At 41.9% G+C, this 23,699-nt stretch carries 24 protein-coding genes and 1 riboswitch; of the genes, 10 read left to right on the top strand and 14 right to left on the bottom strand.

The annotated features are described in order from the left end of the window. Nucleotides 1-52: 52 nt before the first annotated feature. The 8 genes from KAN5_RS17290 to KAN5_RS17255 form a co-directional block, all read right to left on the bottom strand. The gene (locus tag KAN5_RS17290; protein WP_244390163.1) at nucleotides 53-811 is read right to left on the bottom strand and encodes a HesA/MoeB/ThiF family protein; all 759 of its coding nucleotides are present in this window, start codon (nucleotides 809-811) and stop codon (nucleotides 53-55) included. Continuing rightward, nucleotides 811-2,331, bottom strand: a complete 1,521-nt coding sequence (gene thiE, locus KAN5_RS17285; RefSeq protein ID WP_244390162.1) for a thiamine phosphate synthase — start codon at nucleotides 2,329-2,331, stop codon at nucleotides 811-813. Before thiE ends, KAN5_RS17290 begins: the two co-directional genes overlap by 1 nt. Nucleotides 2,332-2,344: 13 nt before the next feature. Continuing rightward, the gene (locus KAN5_RS17280; RefSeq protein WP_016708398.1) at nucleotides 2,345-3,163 is read right to left on the bottom strand and encodes a thiazole synthase; all 819 of its coding nucleotides are present in this window, start codon (nucleotides 3,161-3,163) and stop codon (nucleotides 2,345-2,347) included. A gap of 1 nt (nucleotide 3,164) precedes the next feature. Further along, nucleotides 3,165-3,362 carry a sulfur carrier protein ThiS gene (thiS, locus tag KAN5_RS17275; RefSeq protein WP_029216111.1) on the bottom strand — a complete coding sequence of 66 codons (198 nt, stop codon included), beginning with the start codon at nucleotides 3,360-3,362 and terminating at the stop codon, nucleotides 3,165-3,167. Between the two features lie 20 nt (nucleotides 3,363-3,382). Further along, nucleotides 3,383-4,384 carry an FAD-dependent oxidoreductase gene (locus KAN5_RS17270; protein ID WP_244390161.1) on the bottom strand — a complete coding sequence of 334 codons (1,002 nt, stop codon included), beginning with the start codon at nucleotides 4,382-4,384 and terminating at the stop codon, nucleotides 3,383-3,385. Nucleotides 4,385-4,498: 114 nt separating this feature from the next. Further along, on the bottom strand, nucleotides 4,499-6,451 hold the full coding sequence (gene thiC, locus KAN5_RS17265) for a phosphomethylpyrimidine synthase ThiC (protein ID WP_016708395.1): 1,953 nt from the start codon (nucleotides 6,449-6,451) through the stop codon (nucleotides 4,499-4,501). A 151-nt stretch (nucleotides 6,452-6,602) separates the two neighbouring features. Further along, nucleotides 6,603-6,713, bottom strand: a riboswitch (TPP riboswitch). A 56-nt stretch (nucleotides 6,714-6,769) separates the two neighbouring features. After that, nucleotides 6,770-7,171, bottom strand: a complete 402-nt coding sequence (locus KAN5_RS17260; RefSeq protein WP_016708394.1) for an META domain-containing protein — start codon at nucleotides 7,169-7,171, stop codon at nucleotides 6,770-6,772. Between the two features lie 125 nt (nucleotides 7,172-7,296). Next, nucleotides 7,297-7,692 carry an acyl-CoA thioesterase gene (locus KAN5_RS17255; protein WP_016708393.1) on the bottom strand — a complete coding sequence of 132 codons (396 nt, stop codon included), beginning with the start codon at nucleotides 7,690-7,692 and terminating at the stop codon, nucleotides 7,297-7,299. Nucleotides 7,693-7,812: 120 nt separating this feature from the next. Between KAN5_RS17255 and KAN5_RS17250 the strand changes: the two genes are divergently transcribed. Next, the gene (locus KAN5_RS17250; RefSeq protein ID WP_244390965.1) at nucleotides 7,813-9,921 is read left to right on the top strand and encodes a TonB-dependent receptor; all 2,109 of its coding nucleotides are present in this window, start codon (nucleotides 7,813-7,815) and stop codon (nucleotides 9,919-9,921) included. A gap of 107 nt (nucleotides 9,922-10,028) precedes the next feature. Here KAN5_RS17250 and epmA read toward each other — a convergent pair whose 3' ends face one another. Both epmA and efp read right to left on the bottom strand, forming a co-directional pair. Beyond that, the gene (gene epmA, locus KAN5_RS17245) at nucleotides 10,029-11,003 is read right to left on the bottom strand and encodes an elongation factor P--(R)-beta-lysine ligase (RefSeq protein WP_244390160.1); all 975 of its coding nucleotides are present in this window, start codon (nucleotides 11,001-11,003) and stop codon (nucleotides 10,029-10,031) included. Between the two features lie 57 nt (nucleotides 11,004-11,060). Beyond that, nucleotides 11,061-11,627 (bottom strand): elongation factor P, encoded by a 567-nt coding sequence (gene efp / locus KAN5_RS17240; protein WP_244390159.1) that lies wholly within the window; start codon nucleotides 11,625-11,627, stop codon nucleotides 11,061-11,063. Between the two features lie 42 nt (nucleotides 11,628-11,669). Between efp and epmB the strand changes: the two genes are divergently transcribed. Next, a complete protein-coding gene (epmB, locus tag KAN5_RS17235; protein WP_244390158.1) occupies nucleotides 11,670-12,683 on the top strand; it encodes an EF-P beta-lysylation protein EpmB in 1,014 nt (337 codons plus the stop codon). Between the two features lie 15 nt (nucleotides 12,684-12,698). On the opposite strand, the gene KAN5_RS17230 is transcribed toward epmB, so the two are convergent. Further along, nucleotides 12,699-12,908: a hypothetical protein gene (locus tag KAN5_RS17230; protein ID WP_244390157.1), complete on the bottom strand. Its 210-nt coding sequence runs from the start codon at nucleotides 12,906-12,908 to the stop codon at nucleotides 12,699-12,701. Nucleotides 12,909-12,979: 71 nt separating this feature from the next. Between KAN5_RS17230 and KAN5_RS17225 the strand changes: the two genes are divergently transcribed. Further along, on the top strand, nucleotides 12,980-13,270 hold the full coding sequence (locus tag KAN5_RS17225; RefSeq protein WP_016708387.1) for a hypothetical protein: 291 nt from the start codon (nucleotides 12,980-12,982) through the stop codon (nucleotides 13,268-13,270). A 50-nt stretch (nucleotides 13,271-13,320) separates the two neighbouring features. Here KAN5_RS17225 and KAN5_RS17220 read toward each other — a convergent pair whose 3' ends face one another. Beyond that, nucleotides 13,321-13,818 carry a DUF3016 domain-containing protein gene (locus KAN5_RS17220; RefSeq protein ID WP_016708386.1) on the bottom strand — a complete coding sequence of 166 codons (498 nt, stop codon included), beginning with the start codon at nucleotides 13,816-13,818 and terminating at the stop codon, nucleotides 13,321-13,323. A 228-nt stretch (nucleotides 13,819-14,046) separates the two neighbouring features. Between KAN5_RS17220 and galE the strand changes: the two genes are divergently transcribed. Next, nucleotides 14,047-15,060 carry a UDP-glucose 4-epimerase GalE gene (galE, locus tag KAN5_RS17215; RefSeq protein ID WP_244390156.1) on the top strand — a complete coding sequence of 338 codons (1,014 nt, stop codon included), beginning with the start codon at nucleotides 14,047-14,049 and terminating at the stop codon, nucleotides 15,058-15,060. A gap of 39 nt (nucleotides 15,061-15,099) precedes the next feature. Here galE and KAN5_RS17210 read toward each other — a convergent pair whose 3' ends face one another. Together KAN5_RS17210 and KAN5_RS17205 are read right to left on the bottom strand one after the other, a co-directional pair. Further along, complete coding sequence (locus KAN5_RS17210) at nucleotides 15,100-15,780, bottom strand: Fe2+-dependent dioxygenase (RefSeq protein WP_016708384.1); 681 nt, start codon at nucleotides 15,778-15,780, stop codon at nucleotides 15,100-15,102. A 92-nt stretch (nucleotides 15,781-15,872) separates the two neighbouring features. After that, complete coding sequence (locus tag KAN5_RS17205) at nucleotides 15,873-18,056, bottom strand: TonB-dependent siderophore receptor (RefSeq protein ID WP_016708383.1); 2,184 nt, start codon at nucleotides 18,054-18,056, stop codon at nucleotides 15,873-15,875. Nucleotides 18,057-18,391: 335 nt separating this feature from the next. On the opposite strand from KAN5_RS17205, the gene KAN5_RS17200 reads away from it, so the two are divergent. The 6 genes from KAN5_RS17200 (at nucleotide 18,392) to KAN5_RS17175 (ending at nucleotide 23,304) form a co-directional block, all read left to right on the top strand. After that, nucleotides 18,392-19,156, top strand: coding sequence for a DUF3450 family protein (locus KAN5_RS17200; protein ID WP_016708382.1), 765 nt, complete (start codon nucleotides 18,392-18,394; stop codon nucleotides 19,154-19,156). After that, complete coding sequence (locus KAN5_RS17195; RefSeq protein ID WP_016708381.1) at nucleotides 19,153-20,463, top strand: MotA/TolQ/ExbB proton channel family protein; 1,311 nt, start codon at nucleotides 19,153-19,155, stop codon at nucleotides 20,461-20,463. Before KAN5_RS17200 ends, KAN5_RS17195 begins: the two co-directional genes overlap by 4 nt. Beyond that, nucleotides 20,456-20,827, top strand: a complete 372-nt coding sequence (locus KAN5_RS17190; RefSeq protein ID WP_016708380.1) for a MotA/TolQ/ExbB proton channel family protein — start codon at nucleotides 20,456-20,458, stop codon at nucleotides 20,825-20,827. Before KAN5_RS17195 ends, KAN5_RS17190 begins: the two co-directional genes overlap by 8 nt. Nucleotides 20,828-20,830: 3 nt before the next feature. Further along, a complete protein-coding gene (locus tag KAN5_RS17185) occupies nucleotides 20,831-21,235 on the top strand; it encodes a biopolymer transporter ExbD (RefSeq protein WP_016708379.1) in 405 nt (134 codons plus the stop codon). Nucleotides 21,236-21,457: 222 nt separating this feature from the next. After that, a complete protein-coding gene (locus KAN5_RS17180; protein ID WP_244390155.1) occupies nucleotides 21,458-21,892 on the top strand; it encodes an energy transducer TonB in 435 nt (144 codons plus the stop codon). Between the two features lie 26 nt (nucleotides 21,893-21,918). Then, nucleotides 21,919-23,304, top strand: coding sequence for a tetratricopeptide repeat protein (locus tag KAN5_RS17175; protein WP_244390154.1), 1,386 nt, complete (start codon nucleotides 21,919-21,921; stop codon nucleotides 23,302-23,304). Nucleotides 23,305-23,699: the final 395 nt, after the last annotated feature.

Raw genomic sequence — 23,699 nt, 5'->3', positions numbered from 1 at the left:
TTAATTTTTCAATAAAAACGCGGCTGATCCTGTCATGCCGCGTTTTATTATATCAAGCCAGTTCCCCACCACATTCCGTACACTGGGGCGCTTTGCTTAATTTAAACTGCTGCTGCGCTAAACTTAATCCATCAAAACGAATAAACTGACTTCCTTGATGATGACCAAGCACAATATTAACTGCTAATAGTGCCTGCATTGAACCGATTACCCCTAATAGCGGGCTTAATACCCCTGCATTACTGCAATTGAGCGTTTGCTCTTGGGGTTGTGCTCCAAATAAACAGCCGTAACAAGGGCTTTGTGGCTGGCGAAAATCAAAACACATCAACTGACCTTCGCTCGCTATAGCCGCCCCTGACACAAGCGGGATCCCTAGTGCCAAGCATTGCCGATTCACCACATAACGCGTGCTAAAGTTATCACTGCAATCAAGTACTAAAGTCGCGCCAGAGAATACTTGCTGGGCATTATCAGCACTGAGTTTAGTACTAACTGTATTAATTTTTATTTGATTATTTAAGCTACTTAACACTTTACCCGCAGCGCTGACCTTGTCTTGTCCTAAGTGATTTACCTTATAGAGCACTTGGCGCTGTAAGTTTGAAAGCTCAACTTTATCGTCATCTAACAAGGTTAACTCGCCAATACCAGCAGCAGCTAAATACAGTAACGCAGGACTGCCTAGGCCGCCTGCGCCTACAACCACTATATGGGCTGCTTTTAATTTTAACTGCCCTTCTAGCCCTACTTCTTTGAGCATTAAATGACGGCTGTAACGCAGCTGCTCTTTGTCTGATAACTCAATCATTATTCATGACCAATAATACTTTGTAAATCGGCTATAGCTTGCTGATAATCAGTAGATTCGGTAATCGCTCTCACTACCGCCACACTACCAACCCCCGTTGCCACAACGTCACTGGCACGCGCTAAATCAATACCACCAATGGCAACGGTTGGGTAATCTTGCATTAACGGCACAAAGTGTTTTAACTTTTCAAGCCCTTGTATTTGCCCTGTCATATCTTTGGTGGTGGTGGGGTAAATAGCGCCAAACGCCATATAACTCGGGCGGTAATTATGAGCGCGTAGCATTTCATAAAAACCGTGAGTTGACAGCCCTAATCGCATACCGGACTCTTTAATGGCAACTAGGTTAGCCTCCAGTAAGTCTTCTTGCCCTAAGTGCACACCATAAGCACCATGCTTAATGGCTAATTGCCAATGATCGTTAATGTACACATTACCATCATACTTTTGACCTAGTGTAACAGCTGCGGCAACTGCGTGATCAAGCTCCTCATCAGTGCCATTTTTCATTCTAAGCTGTACAGTTTTAACTCCTTGAGCCAAGCACTTTTCTAGCCAGTCAAGCGTATCAACCACCGCATACAAACCAAGCTGTTTGCTTTCACACTCTGCAAAGCCTGCCGCCATAGTAAATTCATTCGGTTGTTCAAAATCAAGTTCATCCCCCAGCCAACTGCCCGCTTCTATTACTTGTGGGTAATCGGCAAGATTTTCTGGAAAGCTCGTTTGTGCCACAGGACCAATCCCCTCACCGTAGCGAGTAGCCGCTTTTAAACCTTGATTGATATACGCTTTCGCTAAAATAAAGGCATCTTTTAGTGGGTAATCTTTTGCTAAACAGGCAGCAATCACCGACGCCATACTACACCCTGTACCATGACTATGTGGGGTTTGAACTTTTTCATTGCCAAGCCAGTATTCGCTTTCCCCCTCACTGCAGTAATCAATGCAATATCCACTTGGGTAATCCCAATGACCACCTTTGATCACCACCGCTTTCGCGCCCCAACTATGTAGTTTAGCTGCTGCCTCTTTTACAGCGCTAGGGCCTATTAAATACACGCCTGTGAGTAACTGCGTTTCATGCGTATTGGGGGTGATCACATCCACCAGCGGCATTAAGCATTCTTTAATTGCACTAACAGTATCTTCTTCTGTCAGTAAGTCACCACTGCTAGCAATCGCCACGGGATCATAAACAACTAAAGGTGTAACAGGCCATGTGGCTTTATAATGTTTAAGGTGCTCACTGATCAATTGAATTTGCTGCACATTTGCCAACATGCCAATTTTAATAACTCGGGCTTTCATGTCGCTTTCAAGCGCAAGTAATTGTGATTCAATCACTTCGGTTGAAATTGGGTTAAGTGCTTCAACGCCTAAACTATTTTGCGCAGTCAACGCGGTGATCGCCGTACAACCATGGACGCCAAAACTTTGCATCGCTTTAATATCCGCTTGAATACCTGCACCACCGCCAGAGTCAGAGCCAGCAATTGTCCAAACAACATGATTCATAGTTACGTATTTCCTAATTTTTATTCTTAATACCAAAATCTTGATGCCAAAAAGGCATACCCATCGTGGGAGTAGATGGGGCAGCAACGTCTTTTTCTGGCATCGCCTTCGCTCGATACGCAAAACGGCCAGCCTCAACCGCTGCTTTAAATGCATGACTCATGGTAACAGGGCAGCCCGCGCCTGCAATAGCCGAATTTAATAACACTGCATCATAACCTAATTCAAGCGCTTGGCAGGCGTGTGATGGTAAACCTAAGCCTGCATCGACTATTAATGTGGTATCGGGTAATCGCTCTCGAATAGTTCTTAAATTATATTGATTTAATAACCCTTTGCCTGTGCCAATCGGCGCTCCCCATGGCATTAGTACTTCACATCCAGCTTCAGCTAAACGTTGGCATAATACTAAATCGTCGGTGCAATAAGGTAACACTTTAAAACCGTCAGCTAACAATATTTTTGTGGCTTCAAGTAAAGCAAACGGATCGGGTTGTAGGTTATAGTCATCACCTATTAATTCTAGCTTGATCCAATCGGTGGCAAACACTTCACGGCACATTTGCGCAAGCGTAACAACTTCCTTAACACTATGACACCCTGCTGTATTGGGTAATACTTTTAACCCTGTGTCTTTGATCAACTGCCAAAAGTCATCACCAGCTGCGGCGCTTTGCTGACGTCGTAATGACACAGTAACCACCTGCGCACCACTGGCTACAATGGAATCGGCCATAATCGCAGGTGACGGATACAATGCTGAGCCAATTAATAGGCGGCTAGTGAACTGCTCACCATAAATACTAAAACTATCTGATATTAAACTACTCACATTAACCACCTTGGATCGGTGATAGTAATTCAATGCTATCGCCTTCATTGAGTAAGTGTGTATCACACTGACTACGCGGAATAAATTGACCATTAATCGCAACCGCAAAAGGCTCCTTTGCAGCAAATTGCTGTAATGCTTGGGTTAAATTGGCAGTATTTACCAACTCAAAACTTTCACCATTAATTGTTATTTTCATACTCATTTTCATACTAACCCTTAATTGATCCGCGCCACAGCATCAGCGACTAAACTCGGTGCAAGCAAATAGCCATGGCGATACAAGCCATTAATGCTGATCAGCTGTTGCTGCTGAGTTACCTGCGGGCGATTATCGCTAAACGCAGGGCGCAGGCCAGTTTGAATGCTTAACACCCGTGCTTCTGCAAAGCCACTATGTACTGTGTACGCTGCCGATAATAGCTCAAGAGTTGAGCGTACCGTAGCTGGGCCATGATCTTGTGACTCGATTTCTGTCGCACCAATCACATACTGGTCGTTAGGCTTAGGGGCAATATAGATTGGATAGCGCGGATGCATTAACCGCACCGGACGCGTTAACTTTACCTCAGGGGCGAACAAACGCACGACCTCACCACGTACTCCACGCAACTTACACGCTGCACTTTTAGCGCCTAGACCACGACAATCAACAATATAATCAAATGATTGCTGCAAGTTTCCAGAGTCTACATCAACTGTTTGTGCAAACTTAAAGCTCACATTCCGCTGCTTCAGAGTCTTAAAACTCGCTTGATAAAAAGCGTGATTATCAATTTGCCCTTCGCACGGTAAAAACACACCTTGATTAAAACGCCCTGCAAGTTCCGGCTCTAACTCACCGATTTGCGCTCCTGTTAACCGGTGTCCATGATGGCCAGCCAAAGGTTTTAAGCGTTGTATAAAACTCTGTAAATCGCCTTTGTCTTGCTGGTGAGCGACCACTAAAGAACCTTGCTGTTGAAAAAACACTTCATCGTCAAGCTGCGCTAAAATACTTGGCCAGCGCCTGATCGAATCCAGTCCTAGCAAAGCTAAATCTTGTTCACATAATACCGATTCAGCTAAAGGCGCGAGCATCGCCGCAGCGACTTTTCCCGCACTATCAAGCGCCTGCTCATCTCCCGATTCATAAACAGTCACCTTATGCTTTAAGCTCAGTTCAAGCGCCGCTAAGCGCCCAGTTAAACCAAAGCCTATTACCGCAATGTTATAAGACATAAGAGCTCCTCAGGTTCTAGGTTCTAGGTTCTAGGTTCTAGGTTCTAGGTTCTAGGTTCTAGGTTAACAACATCCTAAAACCTAGTCTCTTCCCTAGAACCTAGCGCCTTTTAGTTAAACCGCTTTATGATAAATCTCTGAGCCGGTTTGTTTAAACTCGGCTGACTTAGCTTTCATTTCGGCTTCGACATCGACCATTTTGATCTCAATCGCATCGCCTACGTTGTTGGGATCGATACCTCTGGCTTCGAGATCTTTGGCGTAATCACGCACTTCTTGGGTGATTTTCATTGAGCAGAACTTTGGCCCACACATAGAGCAAAAATGTGCCACTTTGCCCGATTCTTGCGGCAAAGTCTCATCGTGGTATTCCCGAGCACGAACAGGGTCTAAACCAATATTAAATTGGTCATGCCAGCGGAACTCAAAGCGCGCTTTTGATAAGGCGTTATCGCGCTCTTGCGCACCAGGGTGGCCTTTCGCTAAATCGGCTGCATGGGCGGCAATTTTATAGGTGATCAAACCTTCTTTAACGTCTTCTTTATTTGGTAAACCTAAGTGTTCTTTTGGTGTTACGTAACACAGCATCGCACAACCATACCAAGCAATTTGTGCCGCACCAATCCCTGAAGTGATATGGTCATAACCTGGAGCGATATCAGTCGTCAGTGGACCAAGAGTATAGAAAGGGGCTTCATCGCAATGCTTAAGTTGCTCTTCCATATTTTCTTTGATCATATGCATTGGCACGTGACCTGGGCCTTCAATAAACACTTGTACATCGTGTTTCCACGCTATTTTGGTCAATTCCCCTAAAGTACGTAGCTCGCTAAATTGCGCTTCATCGTTAGCATCCGCAATTGAGCCTGGGCGCAGGCCATCGCCTAATGAAAAACACACATCGTATTGCTTTAAAATTTCGCAAATATCTTCAAAGTGAGTGTATAAGAAATTTTCTTTATGGTGCGCTAAACACCATTTAGCCATAATTGAACCACCGCGCGATACAATACCCGTAACGCGCTTAGCTGTCATTGGTACATAGCGCAGCAATACACCGGCATGAATTGTAAAGTAATCAACACCCTGCTCGGCTTGTTCAATAAGCGTATCGCGGAAAATCTCCCACGTGAGATCCTCAGCCACACCATTTACTTTTTCAAGCGCTTGGTAAATAGGCACAGTACCAATTGGCACTGGTGAATTACGTACTACCCACTCACGCGTTTCATGAATGTACCGACCCGTTGATAAATCCATTACGGTGTCAGCACCCCAACGGGTTGACCACACCATTTTTTCAACTTCTTCTTCAATTGATGAAGTAACAGACGAGTTACCAATATTGGCATTTACTTTTACTAAAAAGTTACGGCCAACAATCATTGGTTCGGTTTCAGGGTGGTTGATATTATTTGGTAAAATTGCACGACCGCGAGCAATTTCATCACGGACAAATTCAGGGGTAATAAATTCAGGAATACTCGCGCCAAACGACTCGCCTTTGTGCTGCTGCGCTAACAATTCTTGTTGAATTTGTGCACGGCCCATGTTTTCCCGGATCGCTACATATTCCATTTCAGGGGTAATAATACCTTGGCGAGCATAATGCATTTGCGTGACATTTTTACCCGCTTTAGCACGACGAATTTTAGGAAGGTGCTCAAAACGAATGTGATCAAGGCCTTCATCAGCCATACGCTGCTGCGAAAACTGTGAGGTCACGGATTCTAAAATTTCTGTATCGCCACGGCTTTCAATCCACTGCTCACGATATTTATCAAGCCCTTTACGCACATCTAACTTAAAGTCAGGATCTGTGTATGGACCAGAGGTATCGTATACACGCAATGGCGCATTTGATTCATATACTGGGTTTTCTTCTGTACCACCTATAAAAGTATCGCTTAGAGTAATTTCACGCATACCAACGCGTACATTCTCTTGCGTGCCTTGTACGTAGACTTTGTGTGAACTTGGGAATGGTTGCCCAGTCAGGTTGTAAATATAATCTGATGCAGCCGCACGGGTTTCGCGGCGAGACGGTTTATTTGATGTGTTTGACATGACTTACCTCATTGCTAAAAGGGTTGTCTTGTCAGATATTGCTATGCAATAGAGAGTAGCAACAGCTACATGGATCGTAGGCGGGTGTTATAAAAGTACACCTAACCTTGGCAGCCAGAGTACTTATACGCCAAACAGGCGCACAAGCACCCATTTAAGGCAGCTTGTTCCCTACGCAGGTGTTAGCCTGATCAGGTTCACGGATCCCGCTTTCGCGATCTCAGCCTTTAAGTTAAAACTCAAGGCACTCCGACAAGTAAAAATTCTATATATTGTTCGTCGACGAGTGTACGTCAGATACAACTCGTCTGCAAGCGCTTAACCCGCTGGAATAAATGCAAACGTTTGCTCGCCGCTTAAGACAAGCTGCTGATCTTGCATTTGCAACGGCACGCCTTGCTTTAAGGCATTTAAAAACTGCTGTTCAAACTCATCCAGCTCATTACCACACGACTTCCGGGTCATCCCTAATTTATTCACCGTGAGATGATTATCATCAAGTTGCCCTTCGCCAAAAAACTTATTACAACCAGCAAACCCATTGACTTGCAAAGCTTCAATAAAGCTCAATGAGGCAGAATAAGATGCTGGGATCGCTAAACCATCAACCCGTGATAGTTGCCACTTGGTGTATTTCAATTGCTCACTAGTGACGGTCCCTGTCGATGAGCAGCCTACACATAAACCGATAACAAGCATCGGTATTGCTGCTAATTTCATGTGAATACTAACCTAAAACTCAATCACATTATAATAACAACAAATAACCATCTATACCGTTAAAAATGCATGTTTTTAATGTAAAAAATTGTTCTAAGATAGTAAAAAACATTCAAATTCGAGAATTATTCGACTTTAAATAGCTGATCAACCTGCGCTGGCAAAAATGGGCGACCTTGCTCATTCACCGAGGTACCAATTACTAATGCCTTTAACATCACTTTCTCATCATGCTTTCGTACAACCGTTTGCCGAAAACCAAACTTTAAGCGGCTAATACGCTCAGGCTCTACAACTACGTAAAATTCATCCCCAGGCACTAATGATTGCTTATAATCCATTTCACTGCGCATCACTACAAGGTTAATTTTATCACGGGCGAGCTGTGCAAAATCAATCCCATTGGCATGTAAAAATTCATGACGCGCATGTTCTAGGTAGTTAAAATACACACTGTTATTCACAATACCTTGCAGATCACATTCGTAATCACGCACTTTAAAGTCAACTTTAAAGGTCATATTTGTATTCCTTATTATGTATACTGTGCGCGTTTATAGCACATTAATATATCGCGTATCACGACTTTAATAAGAATAGTTGCTATCATGCGAGTCCCTGAAATGGAGTTAAGTAACCGAATGAAACTACGCTTGTCTTTAATTACTGCCGCGCTCTTACCTTTAGTAAGCGCCCCTACTTTTGCTGATGATTCTGAACTTGAAAAAATACTCGTTACTGGGGATTTTCAAAAAGAAAGTATTCAAACCCTTAGCGCCAGCGCTAGCTTATTTAGCGATCGTGAAATTAATGAGCGTGGTGCTAGTTTTCTAGATGAAATGCTTGCCAGTGCCGCCAATGTAAACTTTACCTCTGGCGCATCGCGTGGCCGCTATATTCAAATTCGTGGGGTTGGTCTACGCTCGCAGTTTGTTGATCCAATCAACCCATCTGTTGGTTTAGTGATTGATGGCATTAATTATTCAGGCCTTGGCGGCAGTTCACTGTTATTTGATGTTAACCAAGTTGAAATATACCGCGGCCCACAAGGCACACGCTTTGGTGCAGACGGCATGGCTGGTATGATCCAAATGGAATCAGCTGATCCAAGCTTTGAGCCAAGTTTAAAAGTACAACTGGGCGCAGGTAACTACAATAGTTATGAAGCGGGTGTTGCCGCAGGCATTGGTATTACAGATAGCACCGCAGTACGCGCCAGTATTTACCAGCGCGAATCTGACGGTTATCAAGATAATTTATACCTTGATAAACCAACACAACAACAAGACGAAATGGTTGGCCGCTTTAAACTTCATAGCCAACTTACCGATCACTTGCGCTCTGAATTAAGCGTTCACTATATTGATATCAACAACGGCTATGATGCATTTACTCTAGATAACAGCCGCAATAGCGTAGCTGATGAACCAGGCCAAGATAACCAAGAAAGTATTGCCGTAGGCCTTGCCAATATATACACCGGCTTTGATTGGTTTGATGTCAATCTTAACCTATCAGGTATTGATAGTGAGCTAGTTTACAGCTTTGATGAAGACTGGGTATGTAATGATATTAACCAGCCACAGTTATGCGCTGCCGGACTACACCCTGATGGTTATAGCTACGAAGATTATTATTATCGTGACCGCAAAGATAAAACTGCTGAATTACAATTCAATGGTAAGTCACGCGATTGGGTTGCAGGTATTTATTATCAAGGAAGAGATGTAGATCTGGACCGCCAGCGTAGAAAGTTTTCTGAACTAGAAACCTTTGACTCAACGTATGAAGTGAACAATGTCGCTATGTACGGCCAACTAGCAACCCCAATCAACTCGAAAACCACTTTGATCACTGGCTTGCGAGTTGAGCAATACCAAGGGGATTACACTGATAGCAATGGGTTTATTGTTGATACTGACGATGTCATGGTCGGTGGTAAGTTAGCACTTGAATACCAAGTGATTGACCGTACCATGATCTATACTAGTTTAACCCGTGGTTATAAAGCCGGTGGTATTAACTCTGAAGCGCTCGCAAAAGCGCAAGAATTCGCGCTCGATGCAGACTTTTTCAAACAACACACAACCTTTGAACCTGAATACTTATGGAATGGTGAGTTCGGGGTGAAAGGCAGCTCACTGGATGACAAATTTGTGCTGCGTTTAGCGGCATTTTATATGTACCGTGAAGACATGCAATTAAAGTCTTGGTTAATAGAAGGTAAAAACTTTACTAGTTATTTTGACAATGCAGGTTCAGGTGAAAACTACGGCCTTGAAATTGAAGGTAGCTATCAATTAACCGATAACTTATTTTTTACCGGTAGTGCAGGTTACTTGGATACTAAGATAAACGATTATGTAGCTAGAACAAGCCTTTACTCACCTCCATTAGATCAAGATGGTCGTGAACAATCACAAGCCCCTAAATACCAATACGCATTTACAGCGCGCTATAACTTCACAAATGAGCTATATGCCACTGTGGGTATTGAAGGCAAAGACGATTATTACTTCTCGGATAGTCATAACTCACAAGCACCGAGCGTTAATTTAGTTAACTTCAGTGCGGGCTATGAAGCAGAGCAATGGTCTGTTCGTGCTTGGGCGCGTAACGTGTTTGACGAAGAAGTACCCACTCGTGGTTTTGAGTTTGGTAACGACCCAGCTGATGGTTATGCTACTCACACCTACACACAATTTGGCGAACCTATGGTCGCCGGTGTCACCTTTATTTACGAGTTATAAAAACGAGTTTCAAGGGACAAGTTCCAAGGTAAAAGCTAGATTACTTTTACCTTCCCTTGAACCTTGAATCTTGAATCTTGAATCTTGAATCTTGAACCTTGAATCTTTTAAGCCCTACCTACATCAAACGCGATCACTTCTTTTATGGTGTCTTTTTTGGTGGCTAACATCACTAACCTATCGATACCTAATGCCACCCCTGCGCATTGTGGTAAACCGTGCTCAAGAGCCGCGATTAAACGCTTGTCCATAGGCACCTGTGCTAAGTTATTAGCGTTGCGGTATGCGTTATCATCAGTAAAACGTTTAGCTTGCTCCTGTGCATTGGTAAGCTCGTTAAAGCCATTCGCCAGCTCCATGTTCTGATAATAAAGCTCAAAGCGCCCTGCAACTCGTGAGTCGTGTTCACAAATACGTGCTAAAGCAGCTTGTGACGCCGGAAAGTGATAAACAAAACAGGGCTTATCTTGGCCAATAGTTGGCTCTACTTTCATGCAAAATAATAATTGCAGTAAAGTATCTCGGTGAGTTTCATGTGCGGCTATGTCAGCAAAGCCTTGCTCAATAGCGAGTTGCTGTAATTGCGCCAGTGTCGCGGTCAGTGGATCAAGCCCCAAAGCCTGTTGGAATGCTTGCTGGTAAGTTAATCGCTGCGCTGCTGGGACATTTAAAACCAACTGCATTAGCTCATCTATTTCATCCATCAAGGCAAACTCATCAAACCCAGGGCGATACCACTCCAGCATAGTAAATTCAGGGTTGTGATGACTACCCGCTTCTTCATTACGAAATGCCTTACAGAGCTGAAAAATAGCCCCACTACCGGCCGCTAAAAGACGCTTCATGGCAAACTCAGGAGAGGTCTGTAAATACAGCGGCAAGCCTTTAGAATGACCCGGCCCAACAAAAGAGGTATTAAAACTAACTAAGTGTACGTCAGTAACACTGGCCGCACTTAAGCTGGGGGTATCGACTTCCATTACTTCACGGGCATAAAAAAACTCACGGATAGCTCTTACAATACTCGCACGTTGCTGCAAGGTTGCTATTTCGGCACTAGGCATCCAAAGATCTGCTGACATATTTTCTCCAAAAAAAATCCCAGCCTAAGCTGGGATTTAATTAAGTCATGTTATTGCTTACTTAACACGGCTTACGTATTCACCACTGCGAGTATCTACTTTGATCACTTCGCCAATTTGTACGAATAATGGTACACGTACTACAGCGCCAGTGCTTAATGTAGCTGGTTTACCACCAGTACCGGCTGTATCACCTTTTAGGCCTGGATCAGTTTCAGTGATCTCAAGCTCTACAAAGTTAGGTGGGGTTACAGCAATTGGGCTGCCATTCCATAATGTAATAGTACATACATCATTTTCAACTAACCATTTGCCTGAATCACCTAGCGCTTTTTCATCTGCGGCAATTTGCTCAAAAGTTTCGTTGTTCATGAAATGCCAAAACTCACCGTCAGTGTATAGATACGCAAGATCAGTATCCATTACATCAGCACCTTCTACTGAGTCACCTGATTTAAAGGTTTTCTCAAGTACTTTTCCAGAGATCAGCTTACGGATGCGAACACGGTTAAATGCTTGACCTTTACCAGGCTTTACCATTTCATTTTCTAAAATACTACAAGGCTCGCCGTCCATCATAATTTTTAGGCCGCCCTTGAACTCGTTGGTGCTATAATTCGCCATCGTTTCCTCTATCTAATAATTTTTCGAGTAATCTACGTGCCAATGATACAAAGAAATGAAACAAATTTGCATAAAAACTGGCAAAAAGAATTAGCTAATGTTGTTACTTGCCCACGCACCTTGCTAGAAATGCTAGGTTTATCAAGCATGGCCGATGAAAAAGACCTTAAAGCACGGGCTCTTTTTCCGGTTCGTGTACCTGTGCCTTTTATCAAAAAAATGCGTTATGGCGATATAAACGACCCATTACTGTTGCAGGTCATGCCACGCCACCAAGAGTTTATCTCTAAAACCGGATTTGATAAAGATCCTTTGCAAGAGCAAAACAATGCGCAACCAGGGCTTTTACATAAATACAAGTCGCGAGTTTTAGTAATGTTTAAAACTGGCTGCGCGGTAAATTGTAGATATTGCTTTCGTCGTCATTTTCCATACCAAGAAAATCAACTGAATAAGCGCAGTCTCATTGAAGCACTCGATTACATTAAGTCGGATCATAATATCAATGAAGTGATCTTAAGTGGTGGCGACCCTCTAATGGCCAAAGACGATGCTATTAGTTGGTTTATGGATGAGCTGGAACAATTACCACAAATTAAGCGGATGCGAATTCATAGCCGATTACCTGTGGTGATCCCTGCGCGTATTACCGAGCAATTATGCCAACGATTAGAAAAATCACCGCTTAAAATCGTATTCATTAATCATATTAATCACGCCAATGAAATTGACGATGAATTTAAAGCCGCGATGCAAAAGCTCAAACAGGCAGGTGTGATGTTACTAAATCAAGCAGTAATACTTAAAGAAGTGAACGATTCTAGCCAAGCTCAAATAGCACTCAGCGAGGCGTTGTTTGCAGCTGATATACTACCTTATTATTTATACCTACTTGATAAAGTTGAAGGGGCTAGTCACTTTGATATTGATGAATCGCAGGCACGCAAAATTTTGGCTGATATGCTACATGCACTACCAGGCTATTTAGTGCCTAAGCTGGTTCGCGAGATCGGTGGTCAAAAAAGTAAAACCCCTATCGACCTCAAACTGATTTAACAACGCAAGGCGCTGTTAAACATACACGTTTACGTTATTACCAAGCGTTGCTGTTACAGACTTTGCGGGTGTTTGCGCTGTACTACTAGTCCCAGCAGCCTCAATTAACGCTAGCGCTGCTGCACCGTCAGCTTTTTGCTGTTTTTTTGCCAATGCTGCGCTGTACACTTCACCGCTTTGTCCCGCACCACTCATGGCCGGTAGGTTTCCACCTGATATATTCATAGCTCATACCTGACTTTTTAGTTCATTACCCGTATTATATCGGCAATGCAGTCGAAAGCTTTAGGAAAAAAATGGATTCTATTATTGAACAACTCAATGCCAACTTAAAAATTGTTTATCGTCAATCACTTGATGCTGATAAAAAGTTAGATGAACTTCAGCAACAGGGCCATGGCAAATTTAAAGCATTATTTCCTGCAGATGCAGGATTTAGTTTTGAAGCAAAGCGCTTTAAACCTTATGTTCTGGATGTTGCCGCTGATGTCGAGAGCCTAAGCACAAACGGCCTTGACGAAGAAAAGCTTAAAGCTACGGTAATTAAACTCCAACAAATCCTGCAATTATTAGCGACCTTTAAATAGCAAAAAAGCGCTCACAGTGTGAGCGCTTCTTCATCTTAGCTAGGGTGTAATTAACTAGGAACAATTTGCGGCATTAATTCTTTATTAAACCAATCTGTAATTAAACGTTTATCGTAATAAAACTCTTCATCACGGCCCATTTTAATTTTATCCATAAAGCCCATGTCTTTTAACTCGACTTTATCGCTTTCACTCAGCACTTTGCCATCTTTATCAGTCACTGAGTATTTAAACTCGATGCGTGGAAAATAAATAGGTTTAATAATACGTAAATCATTCATACCGCCAAAACGTACATCACCAGCTAAATCAAGTTCAGTCACTTCAACGTTAAATTTATAACCTTCTGGTAAATCTTCAGCCAATTTATTGAAGTGCTTTTCAAAGCTTGTCGCAATATGTTTATGATATGACCCTTTAGGTTCATTAGATGGTCGCGTATCGCGATAATCATTAAAGTCTTGCCATTTAACTACAGCCTCGCCAGCATGAGCAAAAACAGGAAGTGCTACTAGCATTGCCATTGCTATTTTTTTTACTGTATTCATAACATTCTCCAATAAAGGCGTTACCCTATGTTAGGTGCAAGATTAGCACTTTCAACTTAACTATAGCTTAATACTAATTTTCTTAATTGTTATCATTTATAGCAAAAATGTAATCAAGCAGATAGTTTTACTAACACTAAAAAAATTAATGACAGATAAAACAGGCAATCAATCACTATTTGTGATGAAATTAGCTTAATTGAATAAAATTACTTAAATGGAGATAGTATGACTATTTTAGTCACCGGTGGTGCAGGCTATATTGGCTCACACACAGTTTTAGAACTACTACAGCAAGGACAGGATGTTGTCGTTATTGATAACCTAAGTAATTCGTCACCAGAATCACTCAACCGAGTCAAAAGCATTACAGCAAAAGACGTGACTTTTTATCAAGGTGATATTCTCGATAAAGTATTTTTAGACCACGTGTTTGCTAAACATCAAATCGAGAGTGTTATTCATTTTGCAGGTCTAAAAGCGGTAGGCGAGTCAGTCGAAAAGCCAATTGAGTACTATCAAAATAACGTACAAGGTACGCTAAGCCTCGTTGATGCTATGCGTGATGCGGGTGTATTCAAGCTAGTATTTAGTTCATCTGCTACCGTTTATGGTGACCCGGCAAGTCTGCCAATTCGTGAAGACTTCCCTGTAGGTGGTACTACCAACCCTTATGGTACATCAAAACTGATGGTTGAAATGATGCTGCAAGATATCGCAAAATCAGACGAGCGCTTTGCTTTTGCGATATTGCGCTACTTTAACCCTGTAGGTGCACATGAATCAGGTTTAATTGGTGAAGATCCAAATGGTATTCCAAATAACCTGCTTCCTTACATTTCGCAAGTTGCTGTTGGTAAGTTAAAGCAGTTAGGTGTATTTGGTGATGATTACGATACCGTCGATGGTACTGGGGTTCGTGATTATATCCACGTTGTAGACTTAGCACTTGGCCATTTAAAGGCACTTAATAAAATAAACCAAGATAGCGGCGCCCACGTTTACAACCTTGGCACAGGCAATGGTTATTCAGTGCTGCAAATGCTCAACGCATTCAGCCAAGCCTGCGGTAAAGATGTTCCTTATCAAGTATCCCCTCGCCGTCCAGGCGATATCGCAGCCTGTTACGCGGCACCAGAAAAAGCCCTTAATGAGCTTGGTTGGCAAGCAGAGCGCGGGATTGATAGCATGATGGAAGATACTTGGCGCTGGCAAAGTAACAACCCTAACGGCTATAAATAGTTCGTTTTAATCAAGCTAGACAATTATTGTCTAGCTTGATTAAGTCTGTGCCCATTGCCTAAGCAGATTATGATAAACCCCTGTTAATCGCACTATCTCTGGGCTATCACTGACTTTTTCACGCAAACTTTGAATTGATGAATCCAATTCAAACAGTAAAGTACGTCTTTCATCACTGTTGACCATACTTTGTAACCAAAAAAATGACGCTAAACGGCGCCCACGCGTAACGGGTGTCACTTTATGCAAACTACTTGATGGATACAACACCATGCTTCCTGCTGGGAGTTTTACCGAATGTGATCCATATGTGTCTTCAATAATAAGTTCACCGCCATCGTAGTCTTCTGGATCACTGAAAAACAATGTCATAGACAAATCTGTACGAATTTTTACTGGCGTGCCAGGGACTTGCCTAATAGCATTATCTACATGAATACCAAACGACTGCCCACCTTGGTAACAATTGAATAAGGGCGGAAATATTTTTGCAGGCAACGCACCAGACATAAACAAATTGCTACGCGCCAAAGCGCCCATAACAATATCGCCAAGCTCTTTAGCTTCAACGCTTTGCTCTGGTAATTGTAAATTATTTTTAGTTTTAGTTGACTGATAACCAGCGGTAACACTGCCATCTGTCCATTGCGCGGCTAATAACACCTTTCGGCAATAAGCAACTTCATCAGCACTCAGTAAATCAGGTATTTTTAATAACATGGAGGTTCCTGAATTTTTAAAACAAAAACAGGTTAATGTACATTAACCTGTTTCATTAAGCTCTAACCTATTCAACAAACATTTGGTTGTAATTAGAAAGAGTAACTAGCCGTTAGAGTAAAGTAACGACCTTGACCTGGAATAAAATGCCCACCACCGAGTTGATCTTCATAATCTTCATCGGTTAAGTTTTCACCATTAAACTGAATACTTAACTGTTCAGTAGCTTGGTAAGAAAGCATCATATCTAATAACACATAGCTATCGGCTTTACGGCTGGTCGATGAATTACCATTATAACGTTCGCCAATATATTGTGCACCAAAGCCTGCGGCTAGCGCATCACTAAAGTCGTATCGCGCCCATACACTAAAACTGTTTTTAGGCGCACGCGCTAAATCATGACCGACATCACCATCTACAGTTGACTCCGTCACCTCACTATCTTGGAATGTGTAAGAGCCGATAATACTAAGCTCGTCAGTAATTAGGCCCGTAGCAGAAAGTTCCAAACCCTGTACACGTTGTTCGCCATCAAGCACTTCAACACCACGTTCATCGCTTGTTGGATCATCAACTCGCGCATTAGTCTTAACCGTTCTAAAAATAGCAGCTGTAGTCATCAATTTATCGTCGAGGAGATTCCACTTAGTTCCCAACTCATAACTTTGGCTTTTCTCTGGTTCTAACTCGCTGGCATTACCGCGTGTAGAAACTGCGATCCCCTCTGCTGATGGGTTATACGAGTTACCAGCGCCAAAGTAAATACTGCTATTTTCACTTGGTTTGTATACCGCAGACGCATTCCAACTGGTCATCGTATCACTGGTTGAAATCGTCAAACTTGGATCATTGTAATCATACTGATAATCGCTGTCATACTGCTCTGAACGTAAACCTGCAGTGACTTCCCAATACTCATTAAAAGTTATAGTGTCAAAAGCATAAATAGCACGGGTTTTAGCAACCGCTTCAGTACTAGTACCATCACGACCATACTGACCGCTGTAAGGTAAATATGCATCCGGATTATATAAGTCATTTAATGCCGGCTCATCTTTTAAATTATCAGCGACCAGCGCAGTTACGTTCCAGCGACTAAACGTCTCGTTAGTTAATTCAACACCAGCGACCACATTATGTTTTACACCCGCAAAATCATACTCACCCACCAAATCAAGCTGTAATGTTGCTAATTCATTGCGTGTATCGCGGTTTTTAACATCGCTCATTCTGATATCTGTGGTTGTCGATACATCAATAAAGCGCGGTGCAGTTACTGTATCTTTACGCTCAACGCTACCGATACGCCCTTGCGCACGTAACATTGTGGTTTGTGATAAGTCATATTCATATTTGGCTGTTGCTGAGTAAGCCTCTATATCTTCAAAATCACGGTATACATTGCCGTAAAAGTTGTCAAAATCCACTGGTGGTGCCGCATTTTCGCTACCAGCTAATTCAGCAACCACAGGTGCAGAGCCAACCCACGGAATACCATAATCAGACATATTATCTTGGTTCTGATAATCGGCATTAAGATTAAAACGGCTTTCAGTGCCCAAACCAGAGGCAAATGAAATAGCTGCAGCTTGTTTTTCGTAATCAACATGATCACGCCCAGCAACATCACCTTCATCAACTAAAGCATTTACGCGTAATGCAGATGTTTCACCTACTTTGAAGTTACTATCGATTTGCCCACGATAATCACTTTCGGTTCCTAAACGTAATGACACATCATTAAATTCATCTAATGTTGCTGTTTTAGTGGTTAAGTTGATACTCCCACCGGTTGAGCCACGGCCAGTCATTGCTGAGCTTGGACCTTTAGCCACTTCGATTTGCTCAACATTATAAGTATCGCGATCGTACCCAGCAATATCACGAATACCATCAATGAAAATATCGTTCGCCGCACTAAAGCCACGAATAGATAAACTATCGCCAGCAGGAGCACCACCTTCGCCTGCTGCTAATGAAATGCCTGACACATTACGCAAAGCGTCTTGCAAACTATCTACATTTCGATCTTTCATCACCGCTTTGTTAATAACCGTAATTGATTTTGCAGTATCAACGAGTGGTTGGGTGTTCTTGATTGATGAAGATTTTTCAACTTTGTAGCTTTGTTCCGATTGTGTGGTAGCTTTGGTTACTGATAACTCTTGCACATTTTCAGCTCCTTGAGCAGATACCCAAGTTGATAAAGTTGCGGTTACGAAAGCAGCCAAAGGTTTTACATAAGTTCGGCGTTTACTAGACATTTTACCCATTTTAACTCCATATGTAGGTCGCTCGCTAACATAATTATTTGTAGCAAGTCGTTTAAGCACGTTGATTTTAATTCGGCGAAATCCTAGCACTCGATAAAAGCAATGTAAATGCGAAATATTATCACTTGTGTTATTTTGTCAGGCATTGTACTATTTTTCGCACTTTTAAACATACGTAATACCATTGTTAAATAAACATCAATTTAGATGTACCGATTACGCTATAAAAAATATTAAAGCACTTAAAAATTTACAGTTTTAGGCATGACTTTCATCTAGCCTAAACTCTGTGCCGTGCTACATATCGTCATCACTTTTAGGGCATTAATTATCATATGCAACGTTTTATAAAATCTCTTGGGGCAGTTATTTTACTCAGCTCATTCTCAAGTACCGCAGATCCAGTTAGCGAACTTGAAAGCCTTGTCAATCAATGGCTACAAATAGAACAACAAACAAATGAGCTAGAAACACACTGGTTAGAAAAAAAAGCCACTATGGAACAAACTCTCACGCTACTGGATGCGGAGCAAACCCAACTCAAACAGTTCAATCACAACCGTCAAAAGAACAGCTCTGAACTTGCAGAAAAGCGCACTGCACTGATCCAAAAACAAGGGCAACTTGAAGTCGATGAAAGCGCTTTAAACACTCAATTAAATCAGCTCATTCAGCAACTGCGTTCACTGCAAGTACAATTACCGCCACCATTATTCACTAGCTGGCAAGAAATTGGCGATCTAACTGATGAAAATTTGGATGCAAATGAAAAACTCCAAATTGCTTTAAAAATGTTAGGTCAACTTGCTGATTTTCAAAATCGAATTTCGATTCATGAGATGGCAATTACTAACGATCAAGGTAAAGAAATTTGGGTCAAACAACTCTATTTAGGTGCCGCTCAAGCATGGTTTGTGAGTAATGATTTAAGCTACACGGGGATCGGTTTTCCTGCTGAGCTAGGGTGGCAATGGCAGTTTGACAGTGAACTTGATGGCGAACAAATTGCACACGGCATTGCAGTGCAAGAGAAAAAGCAAGCAGCAAACTGGTTAACCCTACCTGTATTTAGTTATGCAGCTAAGGAGTCTATTCAATGAAATTAATCAATTTATTGTGTTTTGCTCTTTTATTCGTAAGTCAACTAACTACAGCCGCCACAGCAAATGATGCTAAACAGCAATTACTAACAGATATAAAAAGTGCGCAAAGCACATTAAATAAGTCACAACAGCGAATTACTAAGCAACAAACGGCCCTTGCACAAAAAATATTTGATAAACAACAAGCACTAAAAAAAGAACGCGAACAAGCAGCTATAAACCGTCGCCTTGCAGATGAAGACACACTTAGTTTAACTCAACTGCAAACTCGCTTAGATACTTGGCAACAACAGCAACAATATCGCCTTAATTTACTGAACCGCTTTACTCGCCAATACGCTAAAGCTGCTCAAAGTAATAACGATCAACAAACACTGTTGAATAACGTATTCTCTGTGATAAAACAGCAAACTGCGGCGCTCTATCCGCAATTTAAACAACAAAATATTGTACTGAAAAATGGTGAGCTTACCCCAGCTACAACGTTACAAGTGGGGCCCGTTGCTTGGTTTAGCGTTACCCAGCCACAGTTAATGGGATTACTTGCTACAACAGACCCAACCCAAGCTCCACCTAAAGTTGCATTAGTGCAATCAACAAGCGGTGAAACGCCATTTGATGAAGCATTATCACAACTTAGTAAGAACTCGGAAAAAGCAACCGTATCACTAACATTTGATCCTAGTTTAACGCGCTTAGCTGCGAGCCAAGCTCAGCAAGAAGGTACTGTTGAGCATCTTGAAAAGGGCGGCTTGTGGGCAATTCCAATTATTCTGTTTGCATGCTTTGCTTTATTGATTGCTTTATTTAAAGCGTATCAATTGTTTGGTTTAAGCAAAATAAAATCAGTCTCAGCTCTGACATTACAAAATACATTTAACGCGCCAGAGCAACATAACTTTAGCGGGATGCAAGCTACGCTCTTCAAGCTATCGATTGATAACCACAAAGGGCAAATACGAGACGATCAACTGTTTAATCAACTGATGCATGATAAACATAAGCTCGATAACTACATTGGCGCGATTGCAATTACTGCATCTGTCGCACCACTATTAGGATTGTTAGGCACCGTCAGTGGAATGATTGAAACATTTAAAATGATGACATTGTTTGGCTCAGGTGATCCCGAGGTCGTATCAGGCGGTATAGCTCAGGCTTTGATCACTACAGAGCTTGGTTTAGTAGTCGCAATACCTGCATTAGTGCTCAATGCTCTACTATCGCGTAAAGCTAAAGCCTATTACAGCCAACTTGAAGCATTTGCACTGCAACTTAGTCAGCTAGAGGTAAAAGATGTTTGATCAACTACTTGGTAACTTTATCTGCTGGCTGATCATCTTATTAGCGCTTTATGTTTATCAGCTTATTTGGCACGATATTTTGCATATAAAGCAGTATAAGCTTCAACGTCAAGGCTATTGGCATGATGTTAGTTCTATTTTAACTGCAGCCCTACCATTACTTGGCTTACTCGGTACTATTATTGGTTTGCTTGATACATTTAAAGTGATGTCACAAGGGCAAAACGAGCTAATGAGCCAAGCGATCAGTGATGCTTTGCTAACAACACAGTTAGGGTTAGTCTGCGCTATTCCCGCATGGCTGATGCAGGCATATTTATTGTACGTTACGCGTCGCAGTGCGATTAAATTACCAGTGAGCTAACCAATGCAAGCACGATTAAAACAGCGTCTAGAGCAGCAATCAGCTCACCATATCGATATGTCACCACTGTTAGATGTGGTGTTTATTTTATTAATATTCTTTATCGTTACCACTGTGTTCGTTCGCGAAAGCGGTGTTGAAGTTGATAAACCGCAAGCAGTCTCAGCCAGCCGATTAGAGCAACAAGTGATCTTTATTGCTATAACGGATAGCCAACAAGTTTACTTTGATGGCAGCCAAATAGGTGTTGCGGGTGTACGCAGCAGTGTTGAGCAAATGCTAAAACAACAACAGCGCCCAGTAGTGATCCAAGCAGATAAAACCGTGCCAACCGAGTTATTAGTCAAAGTCATAGACGAAGCTAAACTCGCTGGTGCTGCAACTGTTAACTTAGCGACCCAACAATAATATGCACAGTAATACGCTTACATCAGCAACAAGCAATAAGCGACATCCATTTTTTGCTTTTATATTAAGCCTTGCCGTACTTAGCATTGCATTACTCTTGCTATGGCTTGGGCAAATAGCCGAACATGTTATCAATGATAAAGTGATCGTGCGAGAAGTTGCTTTAGTACCGTTGCCGCCCCCCCACCGCCAACAGTTACCCAGTCTACAGTAGCAGAACCAATGCAAAGCTTAGTCGTCGAGGGAGCGGGTGCAACAATTCAAGCTATTAATATAAAAGTTGAGAGCAAAATATCTTTAAGCAAGCCAACACTTACTAACATGCCAATAGCAACCCCTGAATTTCAATCAATTGAGGTAAACTGGGATGCGTTTAGCTTAAACCAACTAGACGGTCTTCCGACACTACTCACTCCGGTAAAGGCCATATTACCAAAAAAGCTAACCCGCCAAGGAGTAAGCTCTTTTATAGTAAAACTCGATGTATTTATCGATGAAAATGGTCGCTTAAGTTTAATAAATGTAGTGCAAAACCCGTATCCAGAACTAAAACCCGAAATAGATAGAATAATCAAACAAAGTCGTTTTAGTTCACCTAAAAAAGACGGTGATATAGTGCGTGCCAGATTTATTTGGCCCATTGAATTTAAACCTTAGCAAGTCAGTATTAAAGTGAAAATACAATGAAAAAATTAACGACAAAAAAATGGTTTGCTTGCTGTGCAATCATGCCATTAACACTTTATATAAATGCCAGTCAGGCTGCACTTTTGAGTGTTAAATTACAGCCCAGCGATCCGCACTGGCAATTGCTTATTAATAATAATTTACTGAGTCCAACAGATATAAAAATAGAGCCAAACGAACGTAGTTTCGCCCAACAAGTAAAACCATTGTTAGAGCAAGGAAATTATCAATCTGTTGCAAACTTATTCAAACAACGAGAGCTTAATAATGACAGTCCCGCACTCCAACTGTTACGTGGTCAAGTATTGTTGACCCTAAAGCAGTTTAAAGAGGCTGAACTGGCATTAAAGGCAAGTTTATCGACTATCCCAGATCTAGTTAAAGCACACCAAGGGCTAAGTCTGCTTTATATGCAACAAGGTAGTTATAAACAAGCACAACCTCATCTAACTCGTTGTATTGAACTTGGTCAAGCGGATGCTCAAGTATATGCACAACTTGCTTATATTCATGTACAAGCTGAGCAACCATGGAGTGCTATAGCCGCATATCGACAAGCACTCATGCTGGAACCACAGCAAACACAATATCAACAAGGGTTATTATTTTCATTGATCTCCGCAGGTGATCTTAGTCAAGCCCAAGTGCTGTTAAAAGAGCTGCTCAATGCGTCTCCGGAGAATTCTGAGCTTTGGCTACAACGGGCACAAATCGCACTTCAGCAAAATAATAATAAGCAAGCATTAGCCAGCATTGAAGTCGCGCTAAAATTAGCGCCTACTAACGCCAATAACCAGCTACTTGCAGCACAGCTACACCTTACTCAAGGCAGTTATTCTCGATCAGTAGATCTACTGAATAAGGCCCTTGCAAATACAGAATCAGCACACCTAGATGAAGCCACTGCGGTAAGCATGCAAACCCTAAATTGGCTTATCGCCCAACAAAAATGGGCTCAGGCAAAACAGCTTATTGCTAAACTAACGCCGTTTAGCAATAAGTTATCAAAACAATCACAAGCTGAACTATCAGTTTACAGTGCACAATTAGCAATTGAACAAGGAAACTTAAAACAGGCTACCAAGCGGTTAAACAAAGCGTTGGCTATTGATCCAAATCTAGGTGATGCGCTGTTAAGTCTGGCAACTATTTATCAACAGCAAAACCAACTAACACAAGCAAGGTTAATGTATGTTAGAGCTCAAGCGTTACCTGATTTCCAACTATCTGCATGGTTAGGATTAGCTCAAATAGAAATTGATAGTAAGAACTACAAACAAGCATTAAACCAGCTAAAAAAGGCATTTAATGCCAATCCTCAACGCCAAGACTTACTCACCAATATCCGAGCTCTAGAAGGCTTGATCCAACGAGAAGGTTAAACCGATAAAAAGCCGCTTCATTTATAAAGCGGCTTTCTTTAATTTGGAGCCATCATACACTACGCAGTAGGACGAGTTTCGAGTTTCGAGTTTCGAGTTTCGAGTTTCGAGTTTTGAGTTTTGAGTTTTGAGTTTTGAGTTTTGAGTTTTGAGTTTTGAGTTTTGAGTTTTGAGTTTTGAGTTTTGAGTTTTGAGTTTTGAGTTTTGAGTTTTGAGTTTTGAGTTTTGAGTTTTGAGTTTTGAGTTTTGAGTTTTGAGTTTTTCAAGATTAAAGTATAGGGGAGTTAAAGAGGCAAGCCGTTTTAAAGGTGTATGTTGCGCTCTGAGGAGTTCGTGGCGTTCTTTTCTCCGTGGGTGTCAGAGACTCATCACGGTGTATAGGTTGACACTGTGCG

This window comes from Pseudoalteromonas sp. KAN5 (assembly GCF_022846535.1).
GTDB classification, from domain to species: Bacteria; Pseudomonadota; Gammaproteobacteria; order Enterobacterales; family Alteromonadaceae; genus Pseudoalteromonas; species Pseudoalteromonas haloplanktis.
Note: the sequence above shows the minus strand (reverse complement) of the source record. Positions and strands in the feature narration are given on the sequence as shown.

Coding starts and splice junctions, on each gene's coding strand:
- KAN5_RS17290 (WP_244390163.1), bottom strand. CDS start 811: ATGATTGAGTTATCAGACAAAGAGCAGCTGCGTTACAGCCGTCATTTA.
- thiE (WP_244390162.1), bottom strand. CDS start 2,331: ATGAATCATGTTGTTTGGACAATTGCTGGCTCTGACTCTGGCGGTGGT.
- thiS (WP_029216111.1), bottom strand. CDS start 3,362: ATGAAAATAACAATTAATGGTGAAAGTTTTGAGTTGGTAAATACTGCC.
- KAN5_RS17270 (WP_244390161.1), bottom strand. CDS start 4,384: ATGTCTTATAACATTGCGGTAATAGGCTTTGGTTTAACTGGGCGCTTA.
- thiC (WP_016708395.1), bottom strand. CDS start 6,451: ATGTCAAACACATCAAATAAACCGTCTCGCCGCGAAACCCGTGCGGCT.
- KAN5_RS17260 (WP_016708394.1), bottom strand. CDS start 7,171: ATGAAATTAGCAGCAATACCGATGCTTGTTATCGGTTTATGTGTAGGC.
- KAN5_RS17255 (WP_016708393.1), bottom strand. CDS start 7,692: ATGACCTTTAAAGTTGACTTTAAAGTGCGTGATTACGAATGTGATCTG.
- KAN5_RS17250 (WP_244390965.1), top strand. CDS start 7,813: ATGAAACTACGCTTGTCTTTAATTACTGCCGCGCTCTTACCTTTAGTA.
- epmA (WP_244390160.1), bottom strand. CDS start 11,003: ATGTCAGCAGATCTTTGGATGCCTAGTGCCGAAATAGCAACCTTGCAG.
- efp (WP_244390159.1), bottom strand. CDS start 11,627: ATGGCGAATTATAGCACCAACGAGTTCAAGGGCGGCCTAAAAATTATG.
- epmB (WP_244390158.1), top strand. CDS start 11,670: ATGATACAAAGAAATGAAACAAATTTGCATAAAAACTGGCAAAAAGAA.
- KAN5_RS17230 (WP_244390157.1), bottom strand. CDS start 12,908: ATGAATATATCAGGTGGAAACCTACCGGCCATGAGTGGTGCGGGACAA.
- KAN5_RS17225 (WP_016708387.1), top strand. CDS start 12,980: ATGGATTCTATTATTGAACAACTCAATGCCAACTTAAAAATTGTTTAT.
- KAN5_RS17220 (WP_016708386.1), bottom strand. CDS start 13,818: ATGAATACAGTAAAAAAAATAGCAATGGCAATGCTAGTAGCACTTCCT.
- galE (WP_244390156.1), top strand. CDS start 14,047: ATGACTATTTTAGTCACCGGTGGTGCAGGCTATATTGGCTCACACACA.
- KAN5_RS17210 (WP_016708384.1), bottom strand. CDS start 15,780: ATGTTATTAAAAATACCTGATTTACTGAGTGCTGATGAAGTTGCTTAT.
- KAN5_RS17205 (WP_016708383.1), bottom strand. CDS start 18,056: ATGGGTAAAATGTCTAGTAAACGCCGAACTTATGTAAAACCTTTGGCT.
- KAN5_RS17200 (WP_016708382.1), top strand. CDS start 18,392: ATGCAACGTTTTATAAAATCTCTTGGGGCAGTTATTTTACTCAGCTCA.
- KAN5_RS17195 (WP_016708381.1), top strand. CDS start 19,153: ATGAAATTAATCAATTTATTGTGTTTTGCTCTTTTATTCGTAAGTCAA.
- KAN5_RS17190 (WP_016708380.1), top strand. CDS start 20,456: ATGTTTGATCAACTACTTGGTAACTTTATCTGCTGGCTGATCATCTTA.
- KAN5_RS17185 (WP_016708379.1), top strand. CDS start 20,831: ATGCAAGCACGATTAAAACAGCGTCTAGAGCAGCAATCAGCTCACCAT.
- KAN5_RS17180 (WP_244390155.1), top strand. CDS start 21,458: ATGCAAAGCTTAGTCGTCGAGGGAGCGGGTGCAACAATTCAAGCTATT.
- KAN5_RS17175 (WP_244390154.1), top strand. CDS start 21,919: ATGAAAAAATTAACGACAAAAAAATGGTTTGCTTGCTGTGCAATCATG.